We start from the raw sequence: 23899 nt of genomic DNA, 5'->3' as shown, positions 1-23899 counted from the left end.
CTACCGGCCGTCACTGCAGTCGCCGGCCTGGGCCCGAAGGGCCGGCAGCGTCGTCGGGTCGCGCAGTAGTCCGCGCACCAACATGGCGGACAGTTCATCGGCGATGTGCTCACGCGAGTAGTCCGGGTGCCGGAACGGGCTGTTGCCGCCGGGCGCGTGCGCGGCGGAGTTCCGATAGCGGCGCTGCACGCCTTCTTCGGCGGCGCAGATGTTCAGCGCGGCGAATTCGGGGTCGCAGTCGACGAATTCACCGCAGGTGATGCCGTCGCTGATGAGCGTGGCCATATGCCGGTGCAGTTCGGCGGTGTCAGCCCAGAACTCGGCGAACACCTCGGGCTGCGCTTCGGCGAGCACCTCGACCTCACAGATGTCGACCGCAGCAGAACACAGCTCGCCGATGTCCAATCGCAGCAGGCGCAGCAGCCGCACCGCGGGTGAACCCGAGGCTGCCACCATCTGCCGGGCGAACGCGAGAGACACCCGGTTGAGGGCGAGCAGGCCCAACAGGATGTCTTCTTTCTGCCGGAACCAGTAGTAGAGCGATGACTGCCCGAGCCCGCAGGTGCGGGCGATCTCGGTCATCGTGGTGTTGAGATAACCGCGCTCGGCGAACAGCCGGGCAGCCACCACGAGAATGTCTCCGCGGCGGTCGAATTCGCTTGTCACGACATCAGCATCCCGCCGTTGACCTGCACGCACTCGCCGGTGAACGAACGTGCGCCGGCCAGGAACCGCACCACGCCGGCCACCTCACCGGGCTGGATCAGCCGGCCGATCGGAATTTCGGCGCTGTACTCGCGGTGCAGCTGCGCCAGGCTGACCCCGCGAAACTCGGCGTCGCGGTGGAGTTGTTCGGTGTCGGTTGGCCCGGGGGCGACAGCGTTGACCCGCACTGCCGGTGCCAGTTCGCGCGCCAGCGAGCGGGTCATCCCGAGCAGGCCGGCCTTACTGGCCGCGTAGGCGCTGAAGCCCGGCTCGCCGCGCAGCCCGGAGATGCTGCAGATGTTCACGACCTGTCCGCACGCCGCGCGCAGCGCCGGCGCCGCGGCCTGGGTCAGCCAGAGCGGCGACGACAGGTTCACGTCGATGTCTCGCCACCACAGGTCCATCGTGGCAGGAGTCGGCGCGACGACCGTCATCGTGGCGGCGTTGTTCACCAGCAGGTCGAGCCGGCTGAAGTCGGCGACGACGGCGTCCACGAGAGCGCGGCACGCGGTCCGGGCGCGCAGGTCTGCCGGCATTGTCCTGGCGGCGCCGGGGATCTCGCCGGCTTCGGGCAGGTCGCTGGCGACGACGGTCCAGCCGGCATCGGCGAGTGCCGTCACGATCGCACGGCCGATCCCGCCCGCGGCGCCGGTCACCAGTGCGATGGGTCCGCTCACTGGATCACCACGCCGCCGTTGGGCGAGACCACCTGGCCGGTCAGCCAGGTCCACTCGGCCACGTCGACGATCGCGCGGGCCAGTTCGTCGGGGGTGCCGAACCGGTTCAGCGCGATGCTGCGCCGGTAGTCCTCGCCGCGCCAGCGCTCGGTCAGCATCTCGGTGTCGGTAGGGCCCGGGCAGACGATGTTGACGCGCACCTGATCAGGGCCGTACTCGCGAGCGATCGAGCGAACCAGCCCGATCATGGCCGACTTCGCCGTCACGTACGGCACATGGTTCTCGTCGCCGAGCAACGCCAGCTCCGAAGAGATGCCGACGATCGATCCCTGTCGTCGCGCCCGCATTCGCGGCCCGACCGTCGCGATCACGTTGGCGCAGCCACCGAGTATCACCTCGAGGCTGCGGCGCCACAGATCCTCGGTCACCTCCTCCAATGGCACGTCCACGTCGAAGCCCGCACAGGCCACCGCGACGTCGATCGGGCCGAGATCCGACTCGACGGCGGCGACGAGTGCGTCGACGGCCCGGACGTCGGCGACGTCGGCCTCGTAGGCGATGCCGCCGATATCGCAGGCGACCTGCTCGGCGTCGGCCGCACGGTCGAGGTGGTCGATCGCGACCCGGTAACCGCGTTCGGCGAGTAGATATGCCGTTGCCCGGCCCATCCCGCTGGCGCCGCCGGTGACCAGGGCTGTGCCTGCCACCGTCAGCTTTCCTGGTCGGCGGTCAACTGCATCGCGGTGCGCTCGATCGGTTCGAACTCGGCATCGAGGATGGACACGATGTGGTCGACGATCCGCTCGGCCAGCAACTCGCCCTTGGCGGCGGTGGCCTGTGTCGCCGACGCGAGGACCCCGGTAGCGGTCGACATCGACGGGTCGATCGGCAGCACATCCCACGGCACGTTTCGGGCCGGTGCGTCGTCGACGATGCGATCCATCCGCACGGTGGCGGGCAGGAGGTGTTCGAACAGCGACGTTTCGATCACCGCGGCGTGCTCGAGCGCGAGGCCGGGGAAGCCGTCGGGGAACAACACGTCCAGATCGGCTGCCCCGAACTCGGGCATCGCGTTCTCGACGACCACGATCTTCACGCCGGGGGAACGCCCCGACACCAGGTAGGCAGGCTCGTAAACGAAGTTCGTATTCTCGAAGTGCCAGTTGTACAGGACAATTCGGCGAAATCCGGTGCGAATCAGCTCATCGAGCAGGTCCTCGATCATTGCGATGAAGGTGGTGGCGCGCAATGAGACGGTGCCGGGGAACTGCTGCCCGCCGCCGCTGGCCGGCCGCGACCGGTAGCCGAGCCGCAGCGCCGGGCCCACCACGAATGGGCGTTTGGCCGCGGCGAGGCGCAGCAGCGCCTGCGGGATCACCCAGTCCGCGCTCACCGGCAAGTGCGGGCCGTGCTGCTCGGTCGAACCCACCGCGATGACGACCGGCGCGTCGGCGGCAGCGGCCGCCGCGATCTCGGGCCAGGTCATCCACTCGTATTCGGTGGTGCCGGCGCCGATGGCGGGACTCATCCGGTCGTCAATCATCGCTCACCTTATTCATTCGGAGACGAACAATTGATAACACGACAGCGCGATTTTCGCGCTTTCGATACATTATCGAAACAGCTGGGTTTTGCGTCCGAAACACCGTCAGCCGCGAACGTATCCGAGGTCGGGATCGACGATGTTGTGCAGCCGCTCGCCGCGCAGCCACCGGCGAAGGTCGTCGACGAACACGCCCATCATGACGGCTCGACAATGTTGCTCCATTCGGCTCGCCACGACGCGGGCGAACAATTTCGATATCGTCATTGAAAGCACAGGGAATAGGACCATGGTGATTGACCCGAGCAATTTCCTCGACCCGGATGCCGCCGAACCGGTGATCAACGATCTCAGCGAGCTTCGCGAGCACCGCAAGCGACGTCTGGCACTGGCGTACCGTGTGTTCGGCGCCGTGGGGTGGGGTTCGCTGGGCGACGGGCACATCTCGGCCCGTGACCCGGAGCGCCCTGATTGCTTCTGGCTTGGCCGCTACGGCGTGCCGTTTCGGTTCATGACACCCGACGATCTGGTGCTCGTACATGCCGACGGGACGGTCGACGGGGGTCACATCAACGTGGCCGCCTACTACATTCACGCCCCGCTGCACGAAGCTCGTCCCGACGTCGTTGCCGCCGCGCATTGCCATACCCCTTACGGCACACCGTTTTCGGCGATGGTGACCAAACTGACGCCGATCTCGCAGGAGGCCTGCGCCTTCTTCGACGATCACGAGATCTTCGACGACGAGGAGGTCAACATCGGTTCGACCGACGGAGGCAAACGCATCGCGGCGGCAATGGGGGAAGCCAGGGCCGCGATCTTGCGCAACCACGGCCTGTTGACCGTCGGTGGCAGTGTCGACGCGGCGGTCGGCTACTTCTTGATGATGGAGCGCAGCGCGGAGGTTCAGGTCAAGGCACGCGACGCCAAGCCGATCGGCGCCGAGGCCGCCCGGCGGGTGCACGACATGTTCGACGAGGGGGCTGCCTGGCAGGTATTCCAGTGGGCGCAAAGGACTTACGTACCCGACTCGATCTAACGCTCAGCTGTTGGCGACGATCAGACTCAGCAGATCGAAGACCACTGTCGCGGCGGCGATCGACGTGATCTCGGCATGGTCGTAGGCGGGCGCGACTTCGACGACATCCGCGCCGACAACATTGATTCCGTTGAGGCGGCGCAGCATTCGTAACAGCTCGCGGGAGGTCAGTCCTCCGGATTCCGGTGTGCCCGTGCCGGGCGCGAACGCGGGATCGAGGACGTCGATATCGATCGAGAGGTAGACGGAAAGGTCGGCGACCCGGCGGGCCACGATGTCGACAGCGGTTTCGACGCCCATGACGTCGAGGTCGCCGGCCCGGATGATCCGAAATCCCATCCGGGCGTCGTCTTCGAGGTCCATCCGGTCATAGATCGGGCCGCGGATGCCGACGTGGATCGAGTGGTCCTCGATGAGCAGGCCCTCCTCGAACGCCCGGCGGAATGGGGTGCCGTGGGTCACCGGCGCCTTGAAGTAGGTGTCCCAGGTGTCGAGGTGGGCGTCGAAATGCACGAGAGCCAAGGGTCCGTGGAATGCCCGCAGCGCGCGAAGATTCGGCAGAGCGACGGTATGGTCACCACCGATCGCGACCACCTTGCGTGCCCGCTGGCCGATGATGTCGCGCATACCGTTCTCGATCTGCGTGCAGGCTTGCGCGATGTCGAACGGCGTGATGGTCACGTCTCCGGCGTCGACGATCTGCACCTGCTCCAGCGGTGCGACACCGAACTCGACGTGATAGCCCGGCCGCAGGGTGCGAGCCGCCTGGCGCACGGCCATCGGGCCGAACCGTGCTCCCGGCCGGTAGGAGGTGCCGCCGTCGAACGGAAGACCGACGACCGCGATGTCGTAGTCGGGCACCTCGTGGATGTCGGCGATCCGTGCGAAGGTGCCTTTGCCCGCGTAGCGGGGTACCTGGGTCGACGGGGTGGCGCCGACGGGTGCGTCGGCCATCAGTGGTGGTGGTGTGGCCGGGCTCCGCCGACACCGCGGCGACGTGCTTGCTCGCCCTCGGTGATCAGCCGGAGCTGTTCGTCGGCTTCGCGCCCGGCGAGCAACGGTTGCGTCGGATCCCACGTGGTACCGCTCGCCTTGTCCTTACGTCGGCGGGCGATCGCGGAAATAACCTCCAGGACAACGCGATTGCCGAGCAGCGCGGTGATGTCCGCATGGTCGTACGGTGGTGCCACCTCGACCACGTCCACACCCACGACGGGTAACTCGTAGCAGATGCGCCGGACGGCGTCGAGCAGTTCACGGGCCGAGAAGCCACCCGGCTCGGGTGTTCCGGTGCCGGGAGCATGGCCGGGATCGCACACGTCGATGTCGACGGAGATGAAGACACCCTCGCAATCGGTGGTGGCGATCTCGAACGCCTCGGTCAGGCAGGGCTCCAAGCCCCGGGCGACGATCTCGGTCATCTCATAAGACCGGAGGCCGTGTGCTGCCATCCACTGCAGGACGGGCTCGTCGGGCCAATACCCGCGCAATCCCAGCTGCAGGAAGCGATCTCCCCGCAGGGCGCCGGATTCGATCAGCCTGCGCATCGGGGTGCCGTGCCCGACGAGGGCCCCGTTGTGAATGTCGCCGGTGTCGGCGTGGGCGTCGAAGTGGATCATCGAGACCTTGCCGAACCCGTAGTGGCGCGCGACGCCGGTATGGTCCGGCCACGCGATGGTGTGGTCACCGCCGAGGACGATCGGGATCGCGCCGGCGGCGGTGATCTTGTAGACGTCCTCCTCGATCATCTTCACGGCCTGTTCGATATTGCCGCTGTAGAGCATCACGTCGCCGGCGTCGTAGACGCGCAGGTCTTTGAGGCCGTCGACCCGCAGTGCGAGGCTGGGGCGGGACCCGTCCTGCGGTAGGTAACACGCCTGACGCAACGCCGATGGTCCGAACCGGGCGCCGGAGCGGTAGGTGGTGCCGCCGTCCAGGGGGGCACCGAGTATGACGATATCGGCGTCGGCATAACTGGATTCGTCGGTGAGGTCGCATCGGGGGACACCGAGAAAGGTGATGTCCGGCCCGAACAGGACGCCTGCCATGTGTGCTGCCTTTCCTAGATCTCGTGCAGTGCGATGACGGCTTTGAACACGTGACGCAGGGTCGCCCGGATTCGACGCTTGTCGACGGGGCCGAGCGGACGGTAAAGGTTGTCGATCTCCAGACCGGCCATCACCGCCATCACGGTGCGCGAGTCGAGTTCAGGCTGGCCCGACCCGATCTCGCGGAAGAGCCTGCTGAGCGCGGGAATCATTGCCGCGTACCAGGCTTCGAACATCGGTCGCAGACGTTCGTCGCGGCTGGCCTCGGTGACCAGTTCGTAGCGGGTGACGATCGCCCCGGGCGGTGAGCTGAACCCGTCGATGATCATGTCGGCGACCAGATCGGCGAGCTGCTCGGCCGGCATCGACGGTTCGAGCCGCTCCGCGGTGGCGACGACACGGTCGATCTCGCGATCCGACAACTGTGCGAACGACTGCGCGATCAGATCGGACTTGTCGTCGAAGTAGTAGCTCAGCGCGCCCAGCGGTATCTGGGCCTGGTTGGCCACCAGACGCATCGAGAGCCCGGCCAGGCCGACCCGTGCCATCACTTCGATTGCGGCATCGATGATCTCGGTTCGACGTGCTGCGCCGCGAGCGGTGGTGCCAGTCGTCATCACTGGTGTTTGAGGGTGGAGAAGTCGGTGTCCCACATCCACGCCGGCTGGCTCTGCCAACCCGAGTAACCCTTGCTGGCGGCGACCGTGTTGTACAGGTCTGACAGGTTGATCCAACACAGTGAGTCGCGATAGGCCTTGGCAGCGTCGACGTAGAGCGCCTGCGATCTCGCCGGGTCGGGTTCGGCGCTGCCGGCGTCCAGGAGCTTGTCGGCCTCCGGCACCGAGCAGCCCTGGATGTTGACCGGTGCGTTCGTGTATTGGTAGATCCTCGAGAAGGTATCGGGGTGAGCGGCATCGGGATTCCACGACTCGGCGAACAGATCGGGCCGCTGGTCCGGGTTTTGGGGCAGTGCGAACAGCTGGGCTGACGGGAAATCGCGGACCGTCGCCTTGAAGCCCGCGGCCTGCAGGATCACCTGGGTCTGGTTGGCCAGGTCTTGCAGGCTGCTGTCGCCGGACGGATAGCCGATCGATACCTCACCGCCGCTCTTGCCAAGTGCGGCCAGCTTCGACGGGTCATAGGTGTGCACGTCGGGAACCGCGCCGTCCGGCAGCATCCCGACCGGATAGAACTGCGTCGATGGCGACCCCTGTGCACCGAAAACCTGTGTGGTCAGCGCTTTCTGATCGAGCGCGGCGGATAGTGCCGCTCGCGCGTCTTTCGAGGAGAAGACCGCCGACGCCGGATTCACCATGATCATCGCCTTGATCAGGGCGTTCTGCTGCAGCACCTCGGTGTTGGCGCCGGTGGCCAGGGCTTCATAGTCGCCCTTGGACAGCCCGTGCAGGACCATGTCGAGTTCGCCGTTGCCGAGCTGGAGGCGCTGCACCGCTGAGGAAGTCACCACCGGCATCTGCACCGAGGTGATTTTGGGCGCCGTGTCCCAGTAGTTCTTGTTCGCGGTCATCGTGTAGTGGCTGGCCTGCACCGCTTCGGTCAGGTCGTAGGGGCCGGTGCCCGCGGTGTGCGAGGCCAGCCACGTCGAGGCATGATCGTTGCCGGTGGTGTGCTGCGCGACGGCGGTCGGGCTGGTCATCAAGGGTCCGTAGGGGGATGCCAGGTAATCCAGAAAGGGCGCAACGGGTTTGGTGAGCGTGACCACGAAGGTGTGCGGGTCCGGGGTCTGCATGTCCTTGACGTCAGCCAGCATGTAGGCGGGCCCGGCGGCCATGTCGGTGCGGCGTTGGAAGCTGGCCTTGGCCGCTGCGGAGTCGAACGGGGTGCCGTCGGCGAACTTGACGCCGTCACGCAGGGTGAAGGTGTACGTCAGTCCGTCCGCGGTGACGTCCCACTTGGTGGCCAGCAACGGTGCGATCTTCGTCGACCCGGGCGCGTACTGGAGCAGCCCCTGGTAGGTCGAGGTCATGATCAGCAGGCCTTCAGGCTGGTAGAACGTGTCCGGGTCGAGCGGCGGCGGGTCCGACATCAGTGGAGTGCGCACCGTCGATGCCGCGGCGGCAATGTCATTGGGGCTGTTGGTCTTTCCCGAACATGCCGTGCCGGCGAGCAGCAGCGCGACGAGCGCCAGGGGCACGATTCCCGACAGGAGTTTCATCGGCCAAGTTTCAGCTCGGCTGATTTCGACTGTGTGACATGACGGTTACTACCTTGTACGAACGTCCAAGTTTTGGACGTTCGACCTAGAAAGGGTCGCGGTGACGCCCTAGTGTCGGCGTCGTACAGCTGAAACCACGGAGGGAGCAAGCGCAATGCCCGCTACGCCAAGCGCGTTCGACCTGAGCGGTCAGGTGGCTCTGGTCACCGGATCGAGCAGTGAGCTCGGTATCGGCTTCGCCTCCGCGCGGCTGCTGGGTGAACTGGGTGCCGCGGTGATGGTGACCGGTACCACCGATCGGGTGTATCAGCGAGTCGAGGAGCTCGCCGGTGACGGTATCCGGGCGCAGGCCCACATTGCCGACCTGTTCGACCGCGACGCGGCCCGCGGTCTGGTCGAGGCGACCGAGGCGGCGTTCGGCAAGCTCGACATCTTGGTCAACAACGCCGGCCTGGCCTCGGTGCACAGTCCCGAGGAGCCCAACTCGCTGATGGTAATGAGCGACGAGGAATGGTCACTTGCCTTGCGGCGCAACCTGGACAGCGCATTCTACGTCACCCGTGCGGCGTTGCCCGGAATGGTCGAACGCGGCTACGGACGGGTCGTCAATGTGGGCTCGACGGCCGGGGTGCTGACCGCCTACACCGGGGACGTCGGGTATCACACCGCCAAGGCCGCGATGCTCGGGATGACCCGTTCCATGAGCGTCGATTACGCCAAGAACGGCATCACCGCCAACCTCGTGTTGCCCGGGTGGATCGCGACGGCCGCCCAGCTGCCGTCGGAGGTCGCCGCGGGGAATGCCACCCCGGTCGGACGGTCGGCCACCGCCGACGAGGTGGCGGCCGGCATCGCCTTCCTGGCGACGCCCGGGGCCTCCTACGTCACCGGAACCACGCTGATCATCGACGGTGGCAATGCGATCTGCGGCGCCACCCCAGCGGCCTAGTGCGGCGCCGGCAGGCGCAGCATCAGTCGCGCGCCGCCGAGCGGACTGTCCTCCAGCGTGGCTGTGCCGCCGTGGATTTCGGCCTGCTGCGCAACGAGCGCCAACCCGAGCCCGGAACCGGAGTGCGACGCCGTCGACCCGCGGGCAAACCGCTCGAACACCGCCGATCGCTCCGCCTGCGGGACTCCGGAGCCATTGTCGTCGATCGCGATCTCAACGCCATCGCGCGAACTGACCGCCGAGAGCTGCACGCGCGTCGCGCCACCGTGTTTGACCGCGTTGGCGATCGCGTTGTCCACCGCCAGCCGAAGACCGGCGGGCAGGCCGATGATGATGCACGTCGGTGACGGCACCAGCGAGACCTCGAGATCGGGGTAGACCCGCATCGCGTCGTGTGCGGCGCGGTCGAGCAGTTCGGTGATGTCGACCGGAACCTGATCGGCCTCGGTCGAAAGTTCGCCCTGGGCAAGGCGTTCCAATGCACCCAGCGTCGCCTCGATCCGGGTCTGCGTGCGCACGACATCACCGAGCACTTCCTTGCGCTGCTCGTCGGTCATGTCCAAGGTGGCCAGCACCTCGAGGTTGGTGCGCATCGCGGTCAGCGGCGTCCGAAGTTCGTGTGCCGACACCGCGGCGAAATCGCGGGCCGAGGCCAGCGCCGCCTGGGTTCGCTCCTGTTCGGTCCAGATCCGCTCCAGCAGACCCTTGATCGCCTCACCGATCTCCACCGCCTCGGTGGCACCCCCGATCTCGACGTCGGGTGCCTTGTCGCCGGCTTGGATCTCCCGGGTCTGCGCGGCCAGCCGCCGCAGCGGCCGCACCGCGAACGCTGCCAGCGCCCAGCCCAGCAGGGCGGCGGCACAGACCGCGAACACACAGATGATCAGCACCCGGCGGTGCAGGTTGTTGGTATCGGCGATGGTGTCGTCGAAGGTGGCGCCGACTTCCAGCGTCGTGGCCTCCGGGTAGGAGAGCTCGACCGTGCGCACCCGGTACCGGACGCCGTCGACCTCGGCCGTGCCGTAGTCGGAGGTCAGCCGCGGCAACACCACGTCGGAATTGGACCGCACCGCGTCGCCCCGGCGGACGGTGATCACCACGTCTTGGTCGTTGGGCGACGGCGGGATCTGGTCGAGGCCGCGCGGGACGAACGGAACCGCGAAGCCCGCCGCCTCATCGAGGCGCCGGTCCAGCCGTTCCAGGCGGTCGTTGGTGATCCCCACCCACACGATGGCACCGACGATCGTCACGACGATCGCCGCACCGATCGCCGTCGCGAACGCCACCCGGGTGCGAAGCGATGGCGTGCGGCGGACGATGCGCGGCAGCGTCACAGGCCGGTCACTGGGTGCGCAGCACGAAACCGACTCCGCGCACGGTGTGCAGCAGTCGGGGCGCGCCGCCGGCCTCGAGCTTGCGGCGCAGGTAACCGATGAAGACATCGACGACGTTGGTGTCGGCGGCGAAGTCATAGCCCCACACCAGCTCGAGGAGCTGGGCTCGGGACAGGACCGCCGTCTTGTGCTCGGCGAGCACGGCCAGCAGGTCGAACTCGCGCTTGGTCAGGTCGACGTCGACGCCGTTGACCCGGGCGCGCCGGCCGGGGATGTCAACCTCCAGCGGGCCCACCTGGATCGTCTCCGAGGAGAACGTGGCCGTGGAGCCGCGCCGGCGCAGCAGCGCCTTGACCCGCGCCACGAGCTCGGCGAGCACGAACGGTTTGACCAGGTAATCGTCGGCGCCCGCCTCCAAACCGGCGACCCGGTCGTCGACCGACGAGCGTGCCGAAAGCACGCAGACCGGCACGTCGTTGTCCATCGCGCGCAGCGCGGTCACCACGCTCACACCGTCCAACACCGGCATGTTGATGTCGAGGACGATCGCGTCGGGCCGGGTCTCGGTGGCCGACCGCAAGGCTTCGGCACCATCGACGGCGGTGGCCACTTCGAATCCGGAGAGCCGCAGCCCGCGCTCCAGCGAGGCGAGCACGTCGGGATCGTCATCGACCACCAGTACTCGTGGTGCGGCCGAACTACTGTCCATGCGCACTATCTTGCCTGATCGAAGCCCGTATCAGTGGGAGGCCGACGCGACACGATGACCTGCGGCGGAAGGGTTTGACCTCAATCGTTGTTGAGGTCCTACGGTGCGAATGGTGTGTCCGATAACCGATTGCGGTGCGTGGAATCATCGAATGCGGGGGAGTCGTGTCGGACGTGCCGCATATGTTCAGCGGTGATCGGTATCGAGATTTGATGGGGTGGACGAGGTGACTTCCGAAATCGTGTCGGAACCGGCCATCGCCGCGCCCCGCAAGGCCCCGAGGGCCGCCTCCGATCTGTTCCGGTTGCTGCCCTATCTCATGCCGTACCGGGTGCGCTGGATCGCGATGATCATCGTCGCGATCACCAGCCTGGCCGCCACCGTCGCGATCCCGCTGATGACGAAGGCGGTGATCGACGGGCCGGTCCGTCACCAGGATCAGCGGGGGCTGTGGGTGGTCGGCGCCGCCGCGATGGCGGTCGGCATCACCGAGGCGGTGCTGTGGTTCATCCGCCGCTGGCTGGTGTCCCGCGCGACCATGGGCGTTGAGGCCGACATCCGCAAGGACCTCTACGCCCGGCTGCAGATTTTGCCGATGTCCTTTCACGGCCGCTGGCAATCGGGTCAACTGCTGTCACGAATCATGAACGACCTGAGCGTGATTCGGCGGTTGCTCTCGTTCGGCCTGGTGTTCCTGATCCTCAACATCCTGCAGATCACCGTCGTCACGATCATCCTGCTGGCGATGTACTGGCCGCTGGGTGTGGTGGTGCTGGTGTCGATCGCGCCGATCACGCTGATCGTGCTGCATTTCGAGCGCACCTTCACCCGGCTGGCCCGGCAGGCCCAGGATCAGGCCGGCCACGTCGCCACCCACGTCGAGGAGTCGGCGTTGGGCCTGCGTGCGGTGAAGTCGTTCGGTCGCGAGGACTATGTGTACGACCGCTTCGACGCCCAAGCCAGCACGTTGTACGACACGCAGATCCAGAAGGTCGCGGTGTCGGCGAAATTCTGGACGCTGCTCGAGGTGATCCCCAACCTCACGCTGATCGTCGTGCTCGGTTTCGGCGCCTACGCCGCCGGGCACGGCCTGGTCACCATGGGCACACTGGTCGCGTTCATCACGATGATGTTGTCGCTGGTGTGGCCGATCGCGTCGCTCGGCTTTCTGCTGTCGATGACGCAGGAGGCGATGACGGCGGCCAATCGGATCGCCGAGATCTTCGATGCTCCCCGCGAGATCACCGACGGCCCCCGCGCGGTCGCACCACGCGGTGGCCGGCTGGAGCTCGATGACGTCGGGTTTCGCTTTCCGGAATCCGAGTCGTTCGCGTTGCGGCACGTCAGCGTGACCGTGGAACCGGGGGAGACGCTGGCCTTGGTCGGCGCCACCGGTTCGGGCAAGTCCGTGCTCGCCGGTCTGCTGCCGCGGCTCTACGACGTCACCGAAGGGGCGATCCGCATCGACGGCACCGACATCCGCGACTTGACTTTGGACGCGCTGCGCACGACCGTCGCCACCGCCTTCGAGGACCCGACCCTGTTCTCGATGTCGGTCGCCGAAAACCTGCGGCTGGGCCGCCCGGACGCGAGCGACGACGAGCTGCGCAGCGCCGTCGAGATCGCGGCCGCGCAGTTCGTCTACGACCTGCCGTACGGCCTGCAGACGCGCATCGGGGAGCAGGGCATGAGCCTTTCCGGCGGCCAGCGGCAACGGCTTTCACTGGCCCGCGCGATCCTGGCCGCGCCGCGCGTGCTGGTGCTCGACGACACCCTGTCCGCCCTCGACGTGCACACCGAGGCCACAGTCACCGAGGCGCTGGGCCGGGTGCTGGCCGGCGTCACCGCGGTGGTGGTCGCCCACCGCGCGTCGACGGTCCTGCTGGCCGACAAGGTCGCGCTGCTCGACACCGTCGACGGCGCGGGCACCATCACCCACGTCGGCACCCACGCCGAACTGCTGGCAGGAGTTCCGCGCTACCGCTTTCTGCTGGCCGCCGACGACGAACTCGACGACGGCTGCGAGGTGCGCTGCGACTGGGAGGACGACGACGAACGGCAGCGGCTGGGCCGCGCCTACGAGGAGGCCTGCGAGGAGCGCGCCTCCGCGCGGCGCACCGCCGACTACGCCGCATCGGAGGGCAGGAAGCTGTGACCGCCACCGAATGGCGCGGCCGGCTCGACGAAGAGCCCGACGACCTGCCGATCGACGAGGCCACCCCGCGCCGGCGTGAGGCCCGCACCCTGCTGGGCTCGCTGCTGGCCCCGTTCAAGGCCACGGTTGCGCTGCTGGCCCTGGTCGTGGTCGTGGAAAACGCTGCGCGACTGTCGGTTCCGCTGCTGGTTCAACGCGGCATCGACCACGCCATCCCACCGCTGTTGGCCGGCGGCTCGGCACGCGAACTCGTCATCGTCGTCTCGGTGCTGTGCGGCGTGGTCTGCGTACAGGCGATCAGCCGGATGACGTTCCTGAAGCGCTCCGGCCGGATCGGCCAGAGCGTGCTGCTGGAGGTGCGCCGCCGGGTGTTCCGGCACTTCCAGCGCCTCGACGTCGCTTTCCACGACCGCTACACCTCGGGCCGGGTCGTCAGCAGGCTGACCAACGACGTCGACGCCATCCAGGACATGCTGGAAACCGGCTTCGACAGCTTGATCACCGCGGTGCTGACGCTGTTCGGCACCGCCATTCTGTTGGTGACGCTCGACGTGAAGCTCGGCCTGATGTGCCTGGCCGCCTTCCCGATTCTCGTTGCGCTGGTGTGGTGGTTCTCGGCCGAGTCGGCGAAGACCTACCGCCGGGTGCGGGAGAGTGCCGCGCTGGTGATCGTGCAGTTCGTCGAGACCATGACAGGGATCAAAGCGGTGCAGGCCTACCGCCGCGCGCCCCGCAATCAGGAGATCTTCGACGACGTCGCCGACCGGTACCGCACCGACAACGAACGGACCTTCCGGCTGCTCGCGATCTTCATGCCCACGGTCAAGCTGGTCGGCAACCTGACCACCGGCGTGGTGTTGCTCTACGGCGGCTACCGGGCGCTGCACGGCGAGATGACGATCGGCACGCTGGCGGCGTTCCTGCTGTATCTGCGGATGTTCTTCGAGCCGATGCAGGAGATCTCGCAGTTCTTCAACACCTTCCAGTCGGCGTCGTCGGCGCTGGAGAAACTCGCCGGTGTGCTGGCCGAGAAGCCGGCGATCGCCGACCCGCCAACGCCGGTGCACCTGGACCGGATCCAGGGCGAAATCGCTTTCCGGGACGTCCACTTCAACTACGTACCGGACCGTCCGGTGCTGCCCGGCCTGTCTCTGGTCGTGCCGGCCGGCCAGACCGTCGCCCTGGTCGGCACCACCGGGGCGGGCAAGACCACGATCGCCAAGCTGATCGCCCGGTTCTACGACCCGACGTCGGGCGCGGTCACCCTCGACGGGGTCGACCTGCGGGACTTCGCGCAGAGCGACCTGCGCCGCCACGTCGTGATGGTCACCCAGGAGAACTTCCTGTTCTCCGGGACCGTCGCCGACAACATCCGGTTCGGTCGCCCTTCGGCGTCCGACTCGGAGGTCACCGCCGCCGCAACTGCGGTGGGCGCCGACGAGTTCATCGAGGCGCTGCCCGAGGGTTACGACACCGATGTCGCCACTCGCGGGGGACGGTTGTCGGCGGGGCAGCGGCAGCTGATCGCTTTCGCGCGGGCCTTCCTGGCCGACCCGGCGGTGCTGATCCTCGACGAGGCGACGTCCTCCCTGGACATCCCGAGCGAGCGGCTGGTGCAGCGGGCGCTGCGGACAGTCCTGGCCGACCGGACCGCGTTGATCATCGCCCACCGGTTGTCGACCGTCGAGATCGCCGACCGGGTGCTGGTGCTCGAGCACGGCCGCATCGTCGAGGACGGCCCGCCCGCAGAGCTCATCGACGCCCGCGGCCACTATGCCGCGCTGCACCGCGCGTGGCTGGAGTCGCTGGCCTAACCGGCAGATACTCAAAGGTATGCACCGCTACGCCGATCGCGCTGATGCGGGCCGCCGGCTCGCCGGCTGGCTGCTGGGTTACCGAGACCGCGACCCGCTGGTTCTCGGTCTCCCCCGCGGCGGGGTGCCGGTGGCGTACGAAGTCGCCAAGGTGCTGGGCGCCCCGCTGGACGTTCTCGTCGTCCGCAAGCTCGGCGTGCCCACTCAGCCCGAGCTGGCGTTCGGCGCGATCGGGGAGGGCGGTGTCCGGGTGATCAACGAGTCGGTGCTGCGGCATGTGCCCGTCAGCGAGGCCGAGATCGCCGAGGTCGAGACCGCCCAGCGCGCCGAGCTCCAGCGCCGCGTCGAGCGCTACCGTGGCGACCGGCCGCCGCAGCCGCTGGCTGGCCGGGTGGTGATCATCGTCGACGACGGGTTCGCCACCGGCTCCACGGCGCGGGCGGCCTGTCTGGTGGCCCGAGCGCAGGGCGCTGCGAAGGTGGTTCTGGCTGCGCCGATCGGCTCTCCCGACACGATCGTCGAGCTCGGCTCTCACGCCGACGAAGTCGTGTGTCCCGGCGCGCCCCAGTATTTCAGCGCGGTCGGCCAAGGCTATGACAACTTCCACCAGACCTCGGACGAGGAGGTCACCACGTTGTTGGAGTGCGCCGAGCGCGGCTTTACGCAATGATGAGTTAATCAGTGACACAAGTAAAAGCGGGGCACAGCCGCTCGATCAATTTCCGCGCCCGCATGTGGCCGTCGACACCGCACTGCTGACCCTCGATCCGGCCGACCCGGAGTTGTCTGTTCTGCAGGTGCGCCGCACCGATGCACCCGGCTGGGCGCTGCCGGGCACGTTCCTGCATCCCGGCGAGCGGTTGGCCGAGGCGGTCGAGCGGTCGCTGCGGGCCAAAGCCGACGTGCGCGGCCTGCGGCCGCGCCAACTGCGGGTGTACGACGATCCGTCCCGCGACAGCCGGGGCTGGGTGCTGTCGGTGGCCCATGTCGAAGTCGTGCCGATCCGTCGGCTCGACTCCCGCCGGCCGGGCGACACCCGGCTGGTTCCGGTGGCCCGCCCCGGCCGGCTGGGGTACGGGCACGCCGAGATCATCGCCCGTGCGGTGCAGGAGGTCCGGGATCGCTACGGTGACCAACCGGACCCCGATCACCTGCTGGGGCGGCAGTTCACCCTTGGTGAGCTGCATCGGGTGCACCAAGCGGTCGCGGGCCGGCCCCTGCAGCGCGATGGGTTCCGCCGCCTGATGAAACCCCTGCTGCGCCCGACCGGACATCTGGTCACCCGCACCGGTGGCAGGCCTGCGGAGCTGTTCCGCCGCGCCTCGAACCCCTAGCGGGGCAGCCCGATTCGCCGATAGCGCGCCAGCCGGGCGGCGTAGCGCTGCTCCGACGGGGTCTCCCGCAGGTCGTGGATCTCGCGGGCGATCGCGCGCGACACCCGTCGGGCGAACTCGACCGGTTCGTCGGCGGCGTCGGGGTGTTCGGGCACGATCGCGTCGACGATGCCGTTGTGCAACAACTCGAGGGACCGGACGCCTTGCGCCGCAGCCAGTTCCGGGGCATGGTCGGTGTCACGGAACACGATCGCGCTGGCGCCTTCCGGTGGCAGCGGCGCCAGCCAACCGTGCTGGGCGGCCAGCACCCGGTCGGCCGGGACCATCGCCAGCGCAGGGCCGCCGCTGCCCTGGCCGAGCAATACCGACACCGTCGGGGTGTCCAGCATCACCAAATCCGACAGGCAGCGGGCGATCTCACCGGCCAGACCGTCCTGTTCGGCCTCCGTCGACAGCGCGGGACCGGCGGTGTCGATCACCAAAACCAGCGGCAGTTGCAGGCCTGCGGCCAGCGCCATGCCACGGCGGGCTTCGGCCAAGGCGGCCGGACCGACCACACCCCCTATGACGCGGCGCTGGCCGACGACGACGGCAGGCTGCCCCCCAAAGCGGGCCAGCGCCAGCACTGTGGTGGCCGCGTCGCCGTGCGTGCCGGACAGCAGCACCCGGTCGGTGGCGCCCTCGCGCAGCAGCCAGCTCACCCCGGGCCGGTCCGGGCGGCGCGACGCGATCACGGAATCCCAGGCCGGGACGTCCGGGATCGGCTCGTCGGGCGACGCCGCCGGCGGGGAATCCGGCGCGTCGGTGATGACCCTCAGTGCGCGGTTGAGGGTCGGGCGCAGCGCTTCGATGCCAACGACGGCGTCAATTACGCCGTGCCGCAACAGGTTCTCTGCGGTCTGCACCCCCGGTGGGAACGGTTCGCCGTAGAGCTGCTCATAGACGCGCGGCCCGAGGAACCCGATCAGCGCACCGGGCTGGGCGGCGGTGATGTGGCCCAGCGAGCCCCAGGACGCGAACACCCCACCGGTCGTCGGGTGCCGCAGGTACACCAGGTAGGGCAGGTGCGCCCGCTTGTGCTGGGTGACGGCGGCGGCGATCTTCACCATCTGCAGGAACGCGACGGTGCCTTCCTGCATGCGGGTGCCCCCGGAGCTCGGGGACGCCAGCAGCGGCAGCCGCTCGGCGGTCGCACGTTCGATCGCCGCGGTGACCCGTTCGGCGGCGGCCACCCCGATGGACCCGGCCAGGAAGTCGAATTCACAGGCCACGACGGCCACCCGGCGGCCGAAGATCGTGCCCTCACCGGTCAGCACCGCCTCGTCGAAACCGGTCTTCTCGCGAGCCTGCTCGAGCTCGTGGGCGTAGGCGTCGTCGGCGCCGACATCCAGGGGAGCGGTGTCCCAGCTCCGGAACGAACCAGGGTCCAGCGCGGCGTCGCGCAATTCGGCAGCCCCGATCCGGCTCACGAGAGGAGATTATCCGGCCAGTACCCTCAAACCATGATCGGTATCAACCGCGTGGGGGATGTGACCACCATCGAGTTGCAGCGTCCGGAACGGCGCAACGCGCTCAACTCCGAACTCGTCGACACGCTGCGGGAAACCGTCGTGAAGGCCGCCGCCGAGGACGTTCGCGCGATCGTGCTCACCGGCCAGGGCACAGTATTTTGCGCCGGCGCAGATCTTTCCGGGGACGTGTTCGCCGCCGACTTCCCCGACAAGGCCATCGCGCTGAACAAGGCGATCGACGCCGCGCCGATGCCGGTGATCGCCGCGATCAACGGCCCGGCGATCGGCGCGGGTGTGCAGCTGGCCATGATCTGTGACCTGCGAGTGGTGGCACCAGGGGCCTACTTCCAGTTCCCGATCGCGAAATACGGTCTGGCGCTGGACAACTGGAGTGTGCGGCGGCTGTCCTCGCTGGCCGGCTACGGCCGGGCCCGCGGCATGCTGCTGGGTGCGGAGAAGCTGGACGCGGAAACCGCGTTGATGACCGGGATGGCCAACCGGCTCGGCGACCTGGCCGATGCCCAGGCCTGGGCGCAAGAGATCGCCGGGTTGGCGCCGCTGTCGCTGCAGGCGTCCAAGCGGGTGCTCAACGACGACGGCGCGTACGAGGAGCAGTGGCCGACCCACAAGGAATTGTTCGACAAGGCGTGGGGCAGCCAAGACGTCATCGAAGCCCAGGTGGCGCGCATCGAGAAGCGCGCCGCCAAGTTCAAGGGGGCGTAGCCCGCATGCTCGGCCTTCCCCGGGTCACTTCGCTCCTGCCCTCCGGCAAGGCGGCGCTGCGCCTGGCCGCTGGGACCGCGTCACTGGCCGGCGGCGGCTGGCTGCTGCGCGCCCTGAACGACGCGCCGGCATCGCTGGGCGCCGGGCCCGGCGAGATTCGGCCGGTCGCTGACGGCTCGCCCAACTACCGCGAGGGCGTGTTTCACAACCTGGAGCCGGCCGCCGCGCTGAAGCTGGACTCCGAGGAAAGCCGCCTGGTCCTGTTCGACATGTTCTCCAGCCGCACCGCCAGCCGTCCCGGCGCGGCCGTCCCATTGGACGAACCGGCCGCGACCCGCTCCGAGCCGCTGGCGGTCAGCTGGCTGGGCCACTCGACGGCGCTGCTGGAGATCGACGGCTACCGGGTGCTCACGGATCCGGTGTGGAGCGAGCGCTGCTCGCCGTCACGCACCGTCGGACCGCAGCGGCTGCATCCGGTGCCGGCCCCGCTGGAAGCTCTGCCGGCGCTGGACGCCGTCGTGATCAGCCACGACCACTACGACCACCTCGACATGGACACCGTGCTCGCTCTGGCCCGCACCCAACGGGCGCCGTTCGTCGTGCCGCTCGGCGTCGGCGCGCACCTGCGGCAGTGGCACATCCCGGCGCAGCGCATCATCGAGCTGGACTGGAACGAGCAGACCCGCATCGGTGACCTGACCCTGGTCTGCACGCCCGCGCGGCACTTCTCCGGCCGGTTTTTGTCCCGCAACACCACGCTGTGGTCCTCGTGGGCGATCATCGGTCCGCAGCACCGGGCGTACTTCGGCGGCGACACCGGCTACACCCGCAGCTTCGCCGACATCGGAGCCGAGCACGGTCCCTTCGACCTGACACTGATGCCGATCGGGGCCTACAACAAATCGTGGCCGGACATTCACATGAACCCCGAGGAGGCGGTGCGCGCCCACCGCGACGTCACCGACGCCGGCCTGCTCGTCCCGATCCACTGGTGCACGTTCCGGCTGGCTCCTCATCCGTGGGCCGAGCCGGTCGAACGGATGCTGACGGCCGCCGATGACGCCGGCGTGCAGACGGCGGTGCCGAGGCCGGGTGGCCGGGTCGTGGCCAGCGCGGCGGGGGCAATAGAGCGGTGGTGGCAGCTGTGAGCCACTACCGTGCAAGCCATGACCGCTCTGGCAGCCCGTGCCGCGATTGTCGCCCTTGTCGCTGCGCTCACCGCGTGTAGCGGTACGGCATCGAAACCCGAGGCGCCCAAGTCGCTGTCCGATCAACCGCCGCCGCTGGTGCCCGCCATGGCGCTGCCGGACAACGCCGTTGACAACGCCGTCGCCAAGCTCGACGGGATCGCCGCCGACCTGATGAAGTCCTCCGGCATCCCGGGGATGTCGGTGGCGGTCGTACATGCCGGTAAGACGTTGTATGCCAAGGGCTTTGGTGTCAAAGACGTCAACCGTTCCGCCGACGACCCGGCCAACAAGGTGGACCCCGATACGGTATTCCAGCTGGCGTCGGTGTCCAAGCCGCTCGGTGCCACCGTCGTCGCCCATCAGGTCGGCCAGAACGTCATCGGGTGGAACACCCCGGTGACCGACAAGCTGCCGTGGTTCGCGCTGTCGGATCCCGCGGCCACCAAGATGGTCACCGTCGGTGACCTGTATTCACATCGCTCCGGGTTGCCCGACCACGCCGGTGACCAGCTGGAGGACCTCGGCTACGACCGGCGCTACATTTTGGACAGGCTGCGCCAGCTTCCGCTGGCCCCGTTTCGAATCTCCTACGCCTACACCAACTTCGGACTGACCGCAGCCGCCGAGGCGGTGGCGGCCGCGGCCGGCAAGTCCTGGGAGGACCTCAGCGACCAGGTGCTGTACCGGCCACTGGGCATGACGTCGACCAGTTCCAGGTTTGCCGATTACGAAGCCAGGGCGGACAGGGCGGTCGGGCATATCCGCGTCGACGGCAGCTACGAGCCGCTCTACAAACGCAATGCGGATCCCGAAGCTCCCGCCGGCGGGGTCAGTTCCTCGGTGAACGACCTCACCCACTGGTTGGTGATGATGCTGGCCGACGGAAAATACAACGGACAGCAGATCGTCGACCCTGCCGCGCTGCTGCCCGCGGTGTCCCCGCAGATCGTGTCGAGCCCACCCGCCGAGCCGGCGATGCGGTCCGGCTTCTACGGCTACGGCTTCAACGTCGGCACCACGTCGGCGGCCCGGGTGCAGCTGAGCCACTCGGGCGCCTTCGACCTCGGTGCCGCAACGAATTTCGTTATCATCCCGTCGGCGGACGTCGCGATCGTCGCGCTGACCAACGGCACGCCTGCCGGCATCCCGGAAACACTGACCGCCGAATTCGCCGACCTGGTCCAGTTCGGTGAGGTCCGGCAGGACTGGCGCTCGCTCTATGCCCACGCCTTCGCCGACATGGACAAACCATTCGGCACGCTGGTGGGCAAGACACCGCCGGCCAACGCCGCCCCGGCCAAGCCGTCCGCCGCCTACGTCGGCTCCTACCGCAATGACTACTGGGGCACAGCTGTCGTCGCCGAGAAAGACGGCAAGCTCACGCTCTCCCTGGGCCCGCACCCCGACACCCTCGAACTCACGCATTGGGACGGCGACGTGTTCACGTTCCGCTTCCCGAGTGAAAACTTCCCTCCGGGAAGCATTTCCAAGGCAGCTTTCGACGGGCCGAAGGTGACGCTCGAGTACTACGACGAGGACAAGATGGGGACCTTCTTCCGATGAGCCGCTTGCGCGAAGAGCAGAGGTACCGATGACCATCGATGTGGCGGCGGGCCTGTCCGCCGACGACGTTGCCGCCCGGATCGCCGCGGGCCAGACCAACGACGTCCCCACCCGCGCCTCGCGCAGCGTCGCAGAGGTGGTGCGGGCCAACGTCTTCACCCGCATCAACGCCATTCTCGGGGTGCTTCTGCTCATCGTGCTGTCCACCGGCTCGTTGATCAACGGGATGTTCGGGCTGCTCATCATCGCCAACAGCGGTATCGGCATCATCCAGGAACTGCGCGCCAAGAAGACGCTGGACAACTTGGCCATTGTCGGGAAGGCCAAACCCACCGTGCGCCGCCAGGATGGGACAAAACTGTTGCCGCCCAACGACGTCGTGCTCGACGACGTCATCGAGCTCGGCCCCGGTGACCAAATCGTCGTCGACGGCGAGCTGCTGGAGGCGGCCAACCTCGAAGTCGACGAGTCATTGCTCACCGGTGAGGCGGACGCCATCGCCAAACACCGCGGCGACCCGGTGATGTCGGGCAGCTTCGTGGTCGCCGGCAGCGGCGCTTATCGCGCCACCAAGGTCGGCCGGGAGGCCTACGCCGCCAAGCTCGCCGAGGAGGCCAGCAAGTTCACTCTGGTGAAATCCGAATTGCGCAGTGGCATCAACAAGATCCTGCAGTTCATCACCTACCTGCTGTGGCCCACCGGGCTGCTGGTCATCTACACCCAGTTGTTCACCACGGGAGTCGGCTGGCGGGAGTCGGTGCTGCGGATGGTCGGGGCGCTGGTACCGATGGTTCCCGAAGGTCTGGTGCTGATGACGTCGATCGCCTTTGCTGTCGGGGTGATCCGGTTGGGGCGCAGGCAATGTCTGGTCCAGGAGCTACCTGCGATCGAGGGACTCGCCCGCGTCGACGTGGTGTGCGCGGACAAGACCGGCACGCTCACCGAGAACGGGATGCGGCTGGCCGAGGTCATCCCGATCGGGGGAGATGCCCGGGTCGCCGACGTGCTGGCGTCACTTGCCGCCGACGACCCCAAACCCAACGCCAGCATGCAGGCCGTCGCCGAGGCGTATCCGGACGCCCCGGGCTGGACCGCAACGGGCAGTGCACCGTTCAAATCCGCCACGAAGTGGAGCGGGGTTTCCTACGGTGAGCACGGGAACTGGCTGATCGGTGCCCCCGATGTCCTGCTGGACCCGGAAACACCGGCGGCCGCGCAGGCCGAGGACATCGGCTCGCGCGGCATGCGGGTGCTGTTACTCGGTGCCAGCGACCAGTCCGTCGACAGCCCGGACGCACCCGGCACCGTCACCCCGGTCGCACTGGTCGTGCTCGAGCAACGGGTCCGGCCCGACGCCCGCGAAACACTGGAATATTTTGCCTCCCAGCAGGTCTCGGTGAAGGTGATTTCCGGTGATAATGCGGTTTCAGTCGGCGCGGTGGCCGGGACGCTCGGCCTGCACGGCGAGACGATGGACGCCCGCCAGCTGCCGACGGACGCCGACGCCTTGGCCGATACGATGGCCACCTACACCACGTTCGGCCGGGTGCGCCCCGACCAGAAGCGGGCGATGGTGCATGCGCTGCAGTCGCGCGATCACACCGTGGCGATGACCGGCGACGGCGTCAACGACGTACTGGCGCTCAAGGACGCCGACATCGGCGTGGCGATGGGATCCGGCAGCCCGGCGTCGCGCGCGGTGGCGCAGATCGTGCTGCTGGACAACAAGTTCGCCACGCTGCCGTATGTGGTCGGCGAGGGTAGACGGGTCATCGGCAACATCGAGCGGGTCTCCAACCTGTTCCTCACCAAGACTGTCTACTCGGTGCTTCTGGCCCTGCTGGTCGGCCTGGCGGGCTTGTCGCACAAGGTGTTCGGGACCCCACCGCTGCTGTACCCGTTCCAACCGATCCACGTGACGATCGCGGCGTGGTTCACCATCGGTATCCCGGCGTTCGTCCTGTCGTTGGCCCCCAACAACGAACGCGCCCATACCGGTTTCGTGCGGCGCGTGATGACCTCGGCGCTGCCGTCCGGCGTGGTGATCGGCGTGACGACCTACGCCTCGTACCTGATAGCCAACCACGGCGTCAGTGCCACCACGGTCGACCAGACCCAAGCCTCGACCGCCGCCCTGATCACCCTGCTGATGGGCGCGGTCTGGGTGCTGGCGGTCATCGCCCGGCCCTACCAGTGGTGGCGGGTGGCCCTGGTGACGGCGTCCGGACTGGCCTATGTGGTGATCTTCGCCATACCGGCGGCCCGGGAGACGTTCATGCTCGACCCGTCGAATCTGGAGGTCACCGCGACGGGGGTCGCGATGGGGTTGCTGGCCGCCGGTCTGGTCGAGGTTCTGTGGTGGGTGCAGGGCCGGGTGCTGGGCGAACGGCGGATGTTGTGGCGAACCGAGCCGGCGGTGCAAGATTGAC

The 23899-nt window shown here is 67.9% G+C and carries 21 protein-coding genes and 1 pseudogene; 10 read left to right on the top strand and 12 right to left on the bottom strand.

The features are described from left to right. The 5 genes from AB431_RS24490 to AB431_RS30875 form a co-directional block, all read right to left on the bottom strand. Positions 1-666 (bottom strand): TetR/AcrR family transcriptional regulator, encoded by a 666-nt coding sequence (locus tag AB431_RS24490; RefSeq protein ID WP_052960388.1) that lies wholly within the window; start codon positions 664-666, stop codon positions 1-3. Beyond that, positions 663-1382, bottom strand: a complete 720-nt coding sequence (locus AB431_RS24485) for an SDR family NAD(P)-dependent oxidoreductase (protein WP_047332120.1) — start codon at positions 1380-1382, stop codon at positions 663-665. The genes AB431_RS24490 and AB431_RS24485 overlap by 4 nt, the downstream gene beginning before the upstream one ends. Then, positions 1379-2089, bottom strand: a complete 711-nt coding sequence (locus AB431_RS24480; RefSeq protein WP_047332119.1) for an SDR family NAD(P)-dependent oxidoreductase — start codon at positions 2087-2089, stop codon at positions 1379-1381. Before AB431_RS24480 ends, AB431_RS24485 begins: the two co-directional genes overlap by 4 nt. A 2-nt stretch (positions 2090-2091) precedes the next feature. Continuing rightward, positions 2092-2925: a creatininase gene (locus AB431_RS24475; RefSeq protein WP_235435751.1), complete on the bottom strand. Its 834-nt coding sequence runs from the start codon at positions 2923-2925 to the stop codon at positions 2092-2094. A gap of 105 nt (positions 2926-3030) precedes the next feature. Beyond that, on the bottom strand, positions 3031-3192 hold the full coding sequence (locus tag AB431_RS30875; RefSeq protein WP_158423560.1) for a hypothetical protein: 162 nt from the start codon (positions 3190-3192) through the stop codon (positions 3031-3033). A 22-nt stretch (positions 3193-3214) separates the two neighbouring features. Between AB431_RS30875 and AB431_RS24470 the strand changes: the two genes are divergently transcribed. Then, positions 3215-3964, top strand: a complete 750-nt coding sequence (locus tag AB431_RS24470; protein ID WP_047332118.1) for a class II aldolase/adducin family protein — start codon at positions 3215-3217, stop codon at positions 3962-3964. A 3-nt stretch (positions 3965-3967) separates the two neighbouring features. Here the strand turns inward: AB431_RS24470 and speB (AB431_RS24465) are convergent, their stop codons facing one another. From speB (AB431_RS24465) to AB431_RS24450, 4 genes are read right to left on the bottom strand one after another with little or no spacing between them, the layout of a single operon-like run. After that, positions 3968-4918, bottom strand: a complete 951-nt coding sequence (speB, locus tag AB431_RS24465) for an agmatinase (RefSeq protein WP_047332117.1) — start codon at positions 4916-4918, stop codon at positions 3968-3970. Further along, positions 4918-6012, bottom strand: coding sequence for an agmatinase (gene speB / locus AB431_RS24460; protein ID WP_047332116.1), 1095 nt, complete (start codon positions 6010-6012; stop codon positions 4918-4920). Before speB (AB431_RS24460) ends, speB (AB431_RS24465) begins: the two co-directional genes overlap by 1 nt. Before the next feature lie 14 nt (positions 6013-6026). Next, a complete protein-coding gene (locus AB431_RS24455; RefSeq protein WP_047332115.1) occupies positions 6027-6629 on the bottom strand; it encodes a TetR/AcrR family transcriptional regulator in 603 nt (200 codons plus the stop codon). Then, positions 6629-8188 (bottom strand): ABC transporter substrate-binding protein, encoded by a 1560-nt coding sequence (locus AB431_RS24450; RefSeq protein ID WP_047332114.1) that lies wholly within the window; start codon positions 8186-8188, stop codon positions 6629-6631. The genes AB431_RS24455 and AB431_RS24450 overlap by 1 nt, the downstream gene beginning before the upstream one ends. Positions 8189-8342: 154 nt before the next feature. Here AB431_RS24450 and AB431_RS24445 point away from each other — a divergent pair, with 154 nt between their 5' ends. Further along, the gene (locus AB431_RS24445; RefSeq protein WP_047332113.1) at positions 8343-9137 is read left to right on the top strand and encodes an SDR family NAD(P)-dependent oxidoreductase; all 795 of its coding nucleotides are present in this window, start codon (positions 8343-8345) and stop codon (positions 9135-9137) included. Here AB431_RS24445 and AB431_RS24440 read toward each other — a convergent pair. Beyond that, positions 9134-10471: a HAMP domain-containing sensor histidine kinase gene (locus AB431_RS24440; RefSeq protein WP_047332112.1), complete on the bottom strand. Its 1338-nt coding sequence runs from the start codon at positions 10469-10471 to the stop codon at positions 9134-9136. The genes AB431_RS24445 and AB431_RS24440 overlap by 4 nt on opposite strands. A 7-nt stretch (positions 10472-10478) precedes the next feature. Then, complete coding sequence (gene prrA, locus AB431_RS24435; protein WP_047332111.1) at positions 10479-11180, bottom strand: two-component system response regulator PrrA; 702 nt, start codon at positions 11178-11180, stop codon at positions 10479-10481. 226 nt (positions 11181-11406) lie between these two features. On the opposite strand from prrA, the gene AB431_RS24430 reads away from it, so the two are divergent. The 4 genes and pseudogenes from AB431_RS24430 to AB431_RS24415 all read left to right on the top strand — a co-directional run bounded on the left by AB431_RS24430 (position 11407) and on the right by AB431_RS24415 (position 16483). Next, a complete protein-coding gene (locus AB431_RS24430; RefSeq protein WP_235435750.1) occupies positions 11407-13335 on the top strand; it encodes an ABC transporter ATP-binding protein in 1929 nt (642 codons plus the stop codon). Next, on the top strand, positions 13332-15149 hold the full coding sequence (locus tag AB431_RS24425; protein WP_047332109.1) for an ABC transporter ATP-binding protein: 1818 nt from the start codon (positions 13332-13334) through the stop codon (positions 15147-15149). Before AB431_RS24430 ends, AB431_RS24425 begins: the two co-directional genes overlap by 4 nt. Before the next feature lie 19 nt (positions 15150-15168). Next, a pseudogene (locus AB431_RS24420) lies at positions 15169-15810 on the top strand (phosphoribosyltransferase); the annotation flags it as partial. A 73-nt stretch (positions 15811-15883) separates the two neighbouring features. Beyond that, complete coding sequence (locus tag AB431_RS24415) at positions 15884-16483, top strand: NUDIX domain-containing protein (RefSeq protein WP_235435749.1); 600 nt, start codon at positions 15884-15886, stop codon at positions 16481-16483. On the opposite strand, the gene AB431_RS24410 is transcribed toward AB431_RS24415, so the two are convergent. Beyond that, positions 16480-17952, bottom strand: coding sequence for a carboxyl transferase domain-containing protein (locus AB431_RS24410; RefSeq protein ID WP_047332107.1), 1473 nt, complete (start codon positions 17950-17952; stop codon positions 16480-16482). The genes AB431_RS24415 and AB431_RS24410 overlap by 4 nt on opposite strands. Before the next feature lie 33 nt (positions 17953-17985). Between AB431_RS24410 and AB431_RS24405 the strand changes: the two genes are divergently transcribed. From AB431_RS24405 to AB431_RS24390, 4 genes are read left to right on the top strand one after another with little or no spacing between them, the layout of a single operon-like run. Next, on the top strand, positions 17986-18717 hold the full coding sequence (locus AB431_RS24405) for an enoyl-CoA hydratase (protein WP_047332106.1): 732 nt from the start codon (positions 17986-17988) through the stop codon (positions 18715-18717). Between the two features lie 5 nt (positions 18718-18722). After that, the gene (locus AB431_RS24400) at positions 18723-19865 is read left to right on the top strand and encodes an MBL fold metallo-hydrolase (protein ID WP_047332105.1); all 1143 of its coding nucleotides are present in this window, start codon (positions 18723-18725) and stop codon (positions 19863-19865) included. Between the two features lie 18 nt (positions 19866-19883). Beyond that, a complete protein-coding gene (locus AB431_RS24395) occupies positions 19884-21470 on the top strand; it encodes a serine hydrolase (protein ID WP_047332104.1) in 1587 nt (528 codons plus the stop codon). A gap of 28 nt (positions 21471-21498) precedes the next feature. Beyond that, complete coding sequence (locus AB431_RS24390) at positions 21499-23898, top strand: HAD-IC family P-type ATPase (RefSeq protein ID WP_047332103.1); 2400 nt, start codon at positions 21499-21501, stop codon at positions 23896-23898. Position 23899 lies beyond the last annotated feature (1 nt).

The sequence above is a fragment of the Mycobacterium sp. EPa45 genome (genome assembly GCF_001021385.1).
Classification (GTDB): domain Bacteria; phylum Actinomycetota; class Actinomycetes; order Mycobacteriales; family Mycobacteriaceae; genus Mycobacterium.
Note: the sequence above shows the minus strand (reverse complement) of the source record. Positions and strands in the feature narration are given on the sequence as shown.

What these genes read in the sequence shown, in the direction of transcription:
- prrA (WP_047332111.1), bottom strand. Translation starts at nt 11,180, where the DNA reads ATGGACAGTAGTTCGGCCGCACCACGAGTACTGGTGGTCGATGACGAT.
- AB431_RS24405 (WP_047332106.1), top strand. Translation starts at nt 17,986, where the DNA reads ATGATCGGTATCAACCGCGTGGGGGATGTGACCACCATCGAGTTGCAG.
- speB (WP_047332116.1), bottom strand. Translation starts at nt 6,012, where the DNA reads ATGGCAGGCGTCCTGTTCGGGCCGGACATCACCTTTCTCGGTGTCCCC.
- AB431_RS24470 (WP_047332118.1), top strand. Translation starts at nt 3,215, where the DNA reads ATGGTGATTGACCCGAGCAATTTCCTCGACCCGGATGCCGCCGAACCG.
- AB431_RS24395 (WP_047332104.1), top strand. Translation starts at nt 19,884, where the DNA reads ATGACCGCTCTGGCAGCCCGTGCCGCGATTGTCGCCCTTGTCGCTGCG.
- AB431_RS30875 (WP_158423560.1), bottom strand. Translation starts at nt 3,192, where the DNA reads ATGACGATATCGAAATTGTTCGCCCGCGTCGTGGCGAGCCGAATGGAG.
- speB (WP_047332117.1), bottom strand. Translation starts at nt 4,918, where the DNA reads ATGGCCGACGCACCCGTCGGCGCCACCCCGTCGACCCAGGTACCCCGC.
- AB431_RS24390 (WP_047332103.1), top strand. Translation starts at nt 21,499, where the DNA reads ATGACCATCGATGTGGCGGCGGGCCTGTCCGCCGACGACGTTGCCGCC.
- AB431_RS24450 (WP_047332114.1), bottom strand. Translation starts at nt 8,188, where the DNA reads ATGAAACTCCTGTCGGGAATCGTGCCCCTGGCGCTCGTCGCGCTGCTG.
- AB431_RS24400 (WP_047332105.1), top strand. Translation starts at nt 18,723, where the DNA reads ATGCTCGGCCTTCCCCGGGTCACTTCGCTCCTGCCCTCCGGCAAGGCG.
- AB431_RS24455 (WP_047332115.1), bottom strand. Translation starts at nt 6,629, where the DNA reads ATGACGACTGGCACCACCGCTCGCGGCGCAGCACGTCGAACCGAGATC.
- AB431_RS24475 (WP_235435751.1), bottom strand. Translation starts at nt 2,925, where the DNA reads ATGATTGACGACCGGATGAGTCCCGCCATCGGCGCCGGCACCACCGAA.
- AB431_RS24445 (WP_047332113.1), top strand. Translation starts at nt 8,343, where the DNA reads ATGCCCGCTACGCCAAGCGCGTTCGACCTGAGCGGTCAGGTGGCTCTG.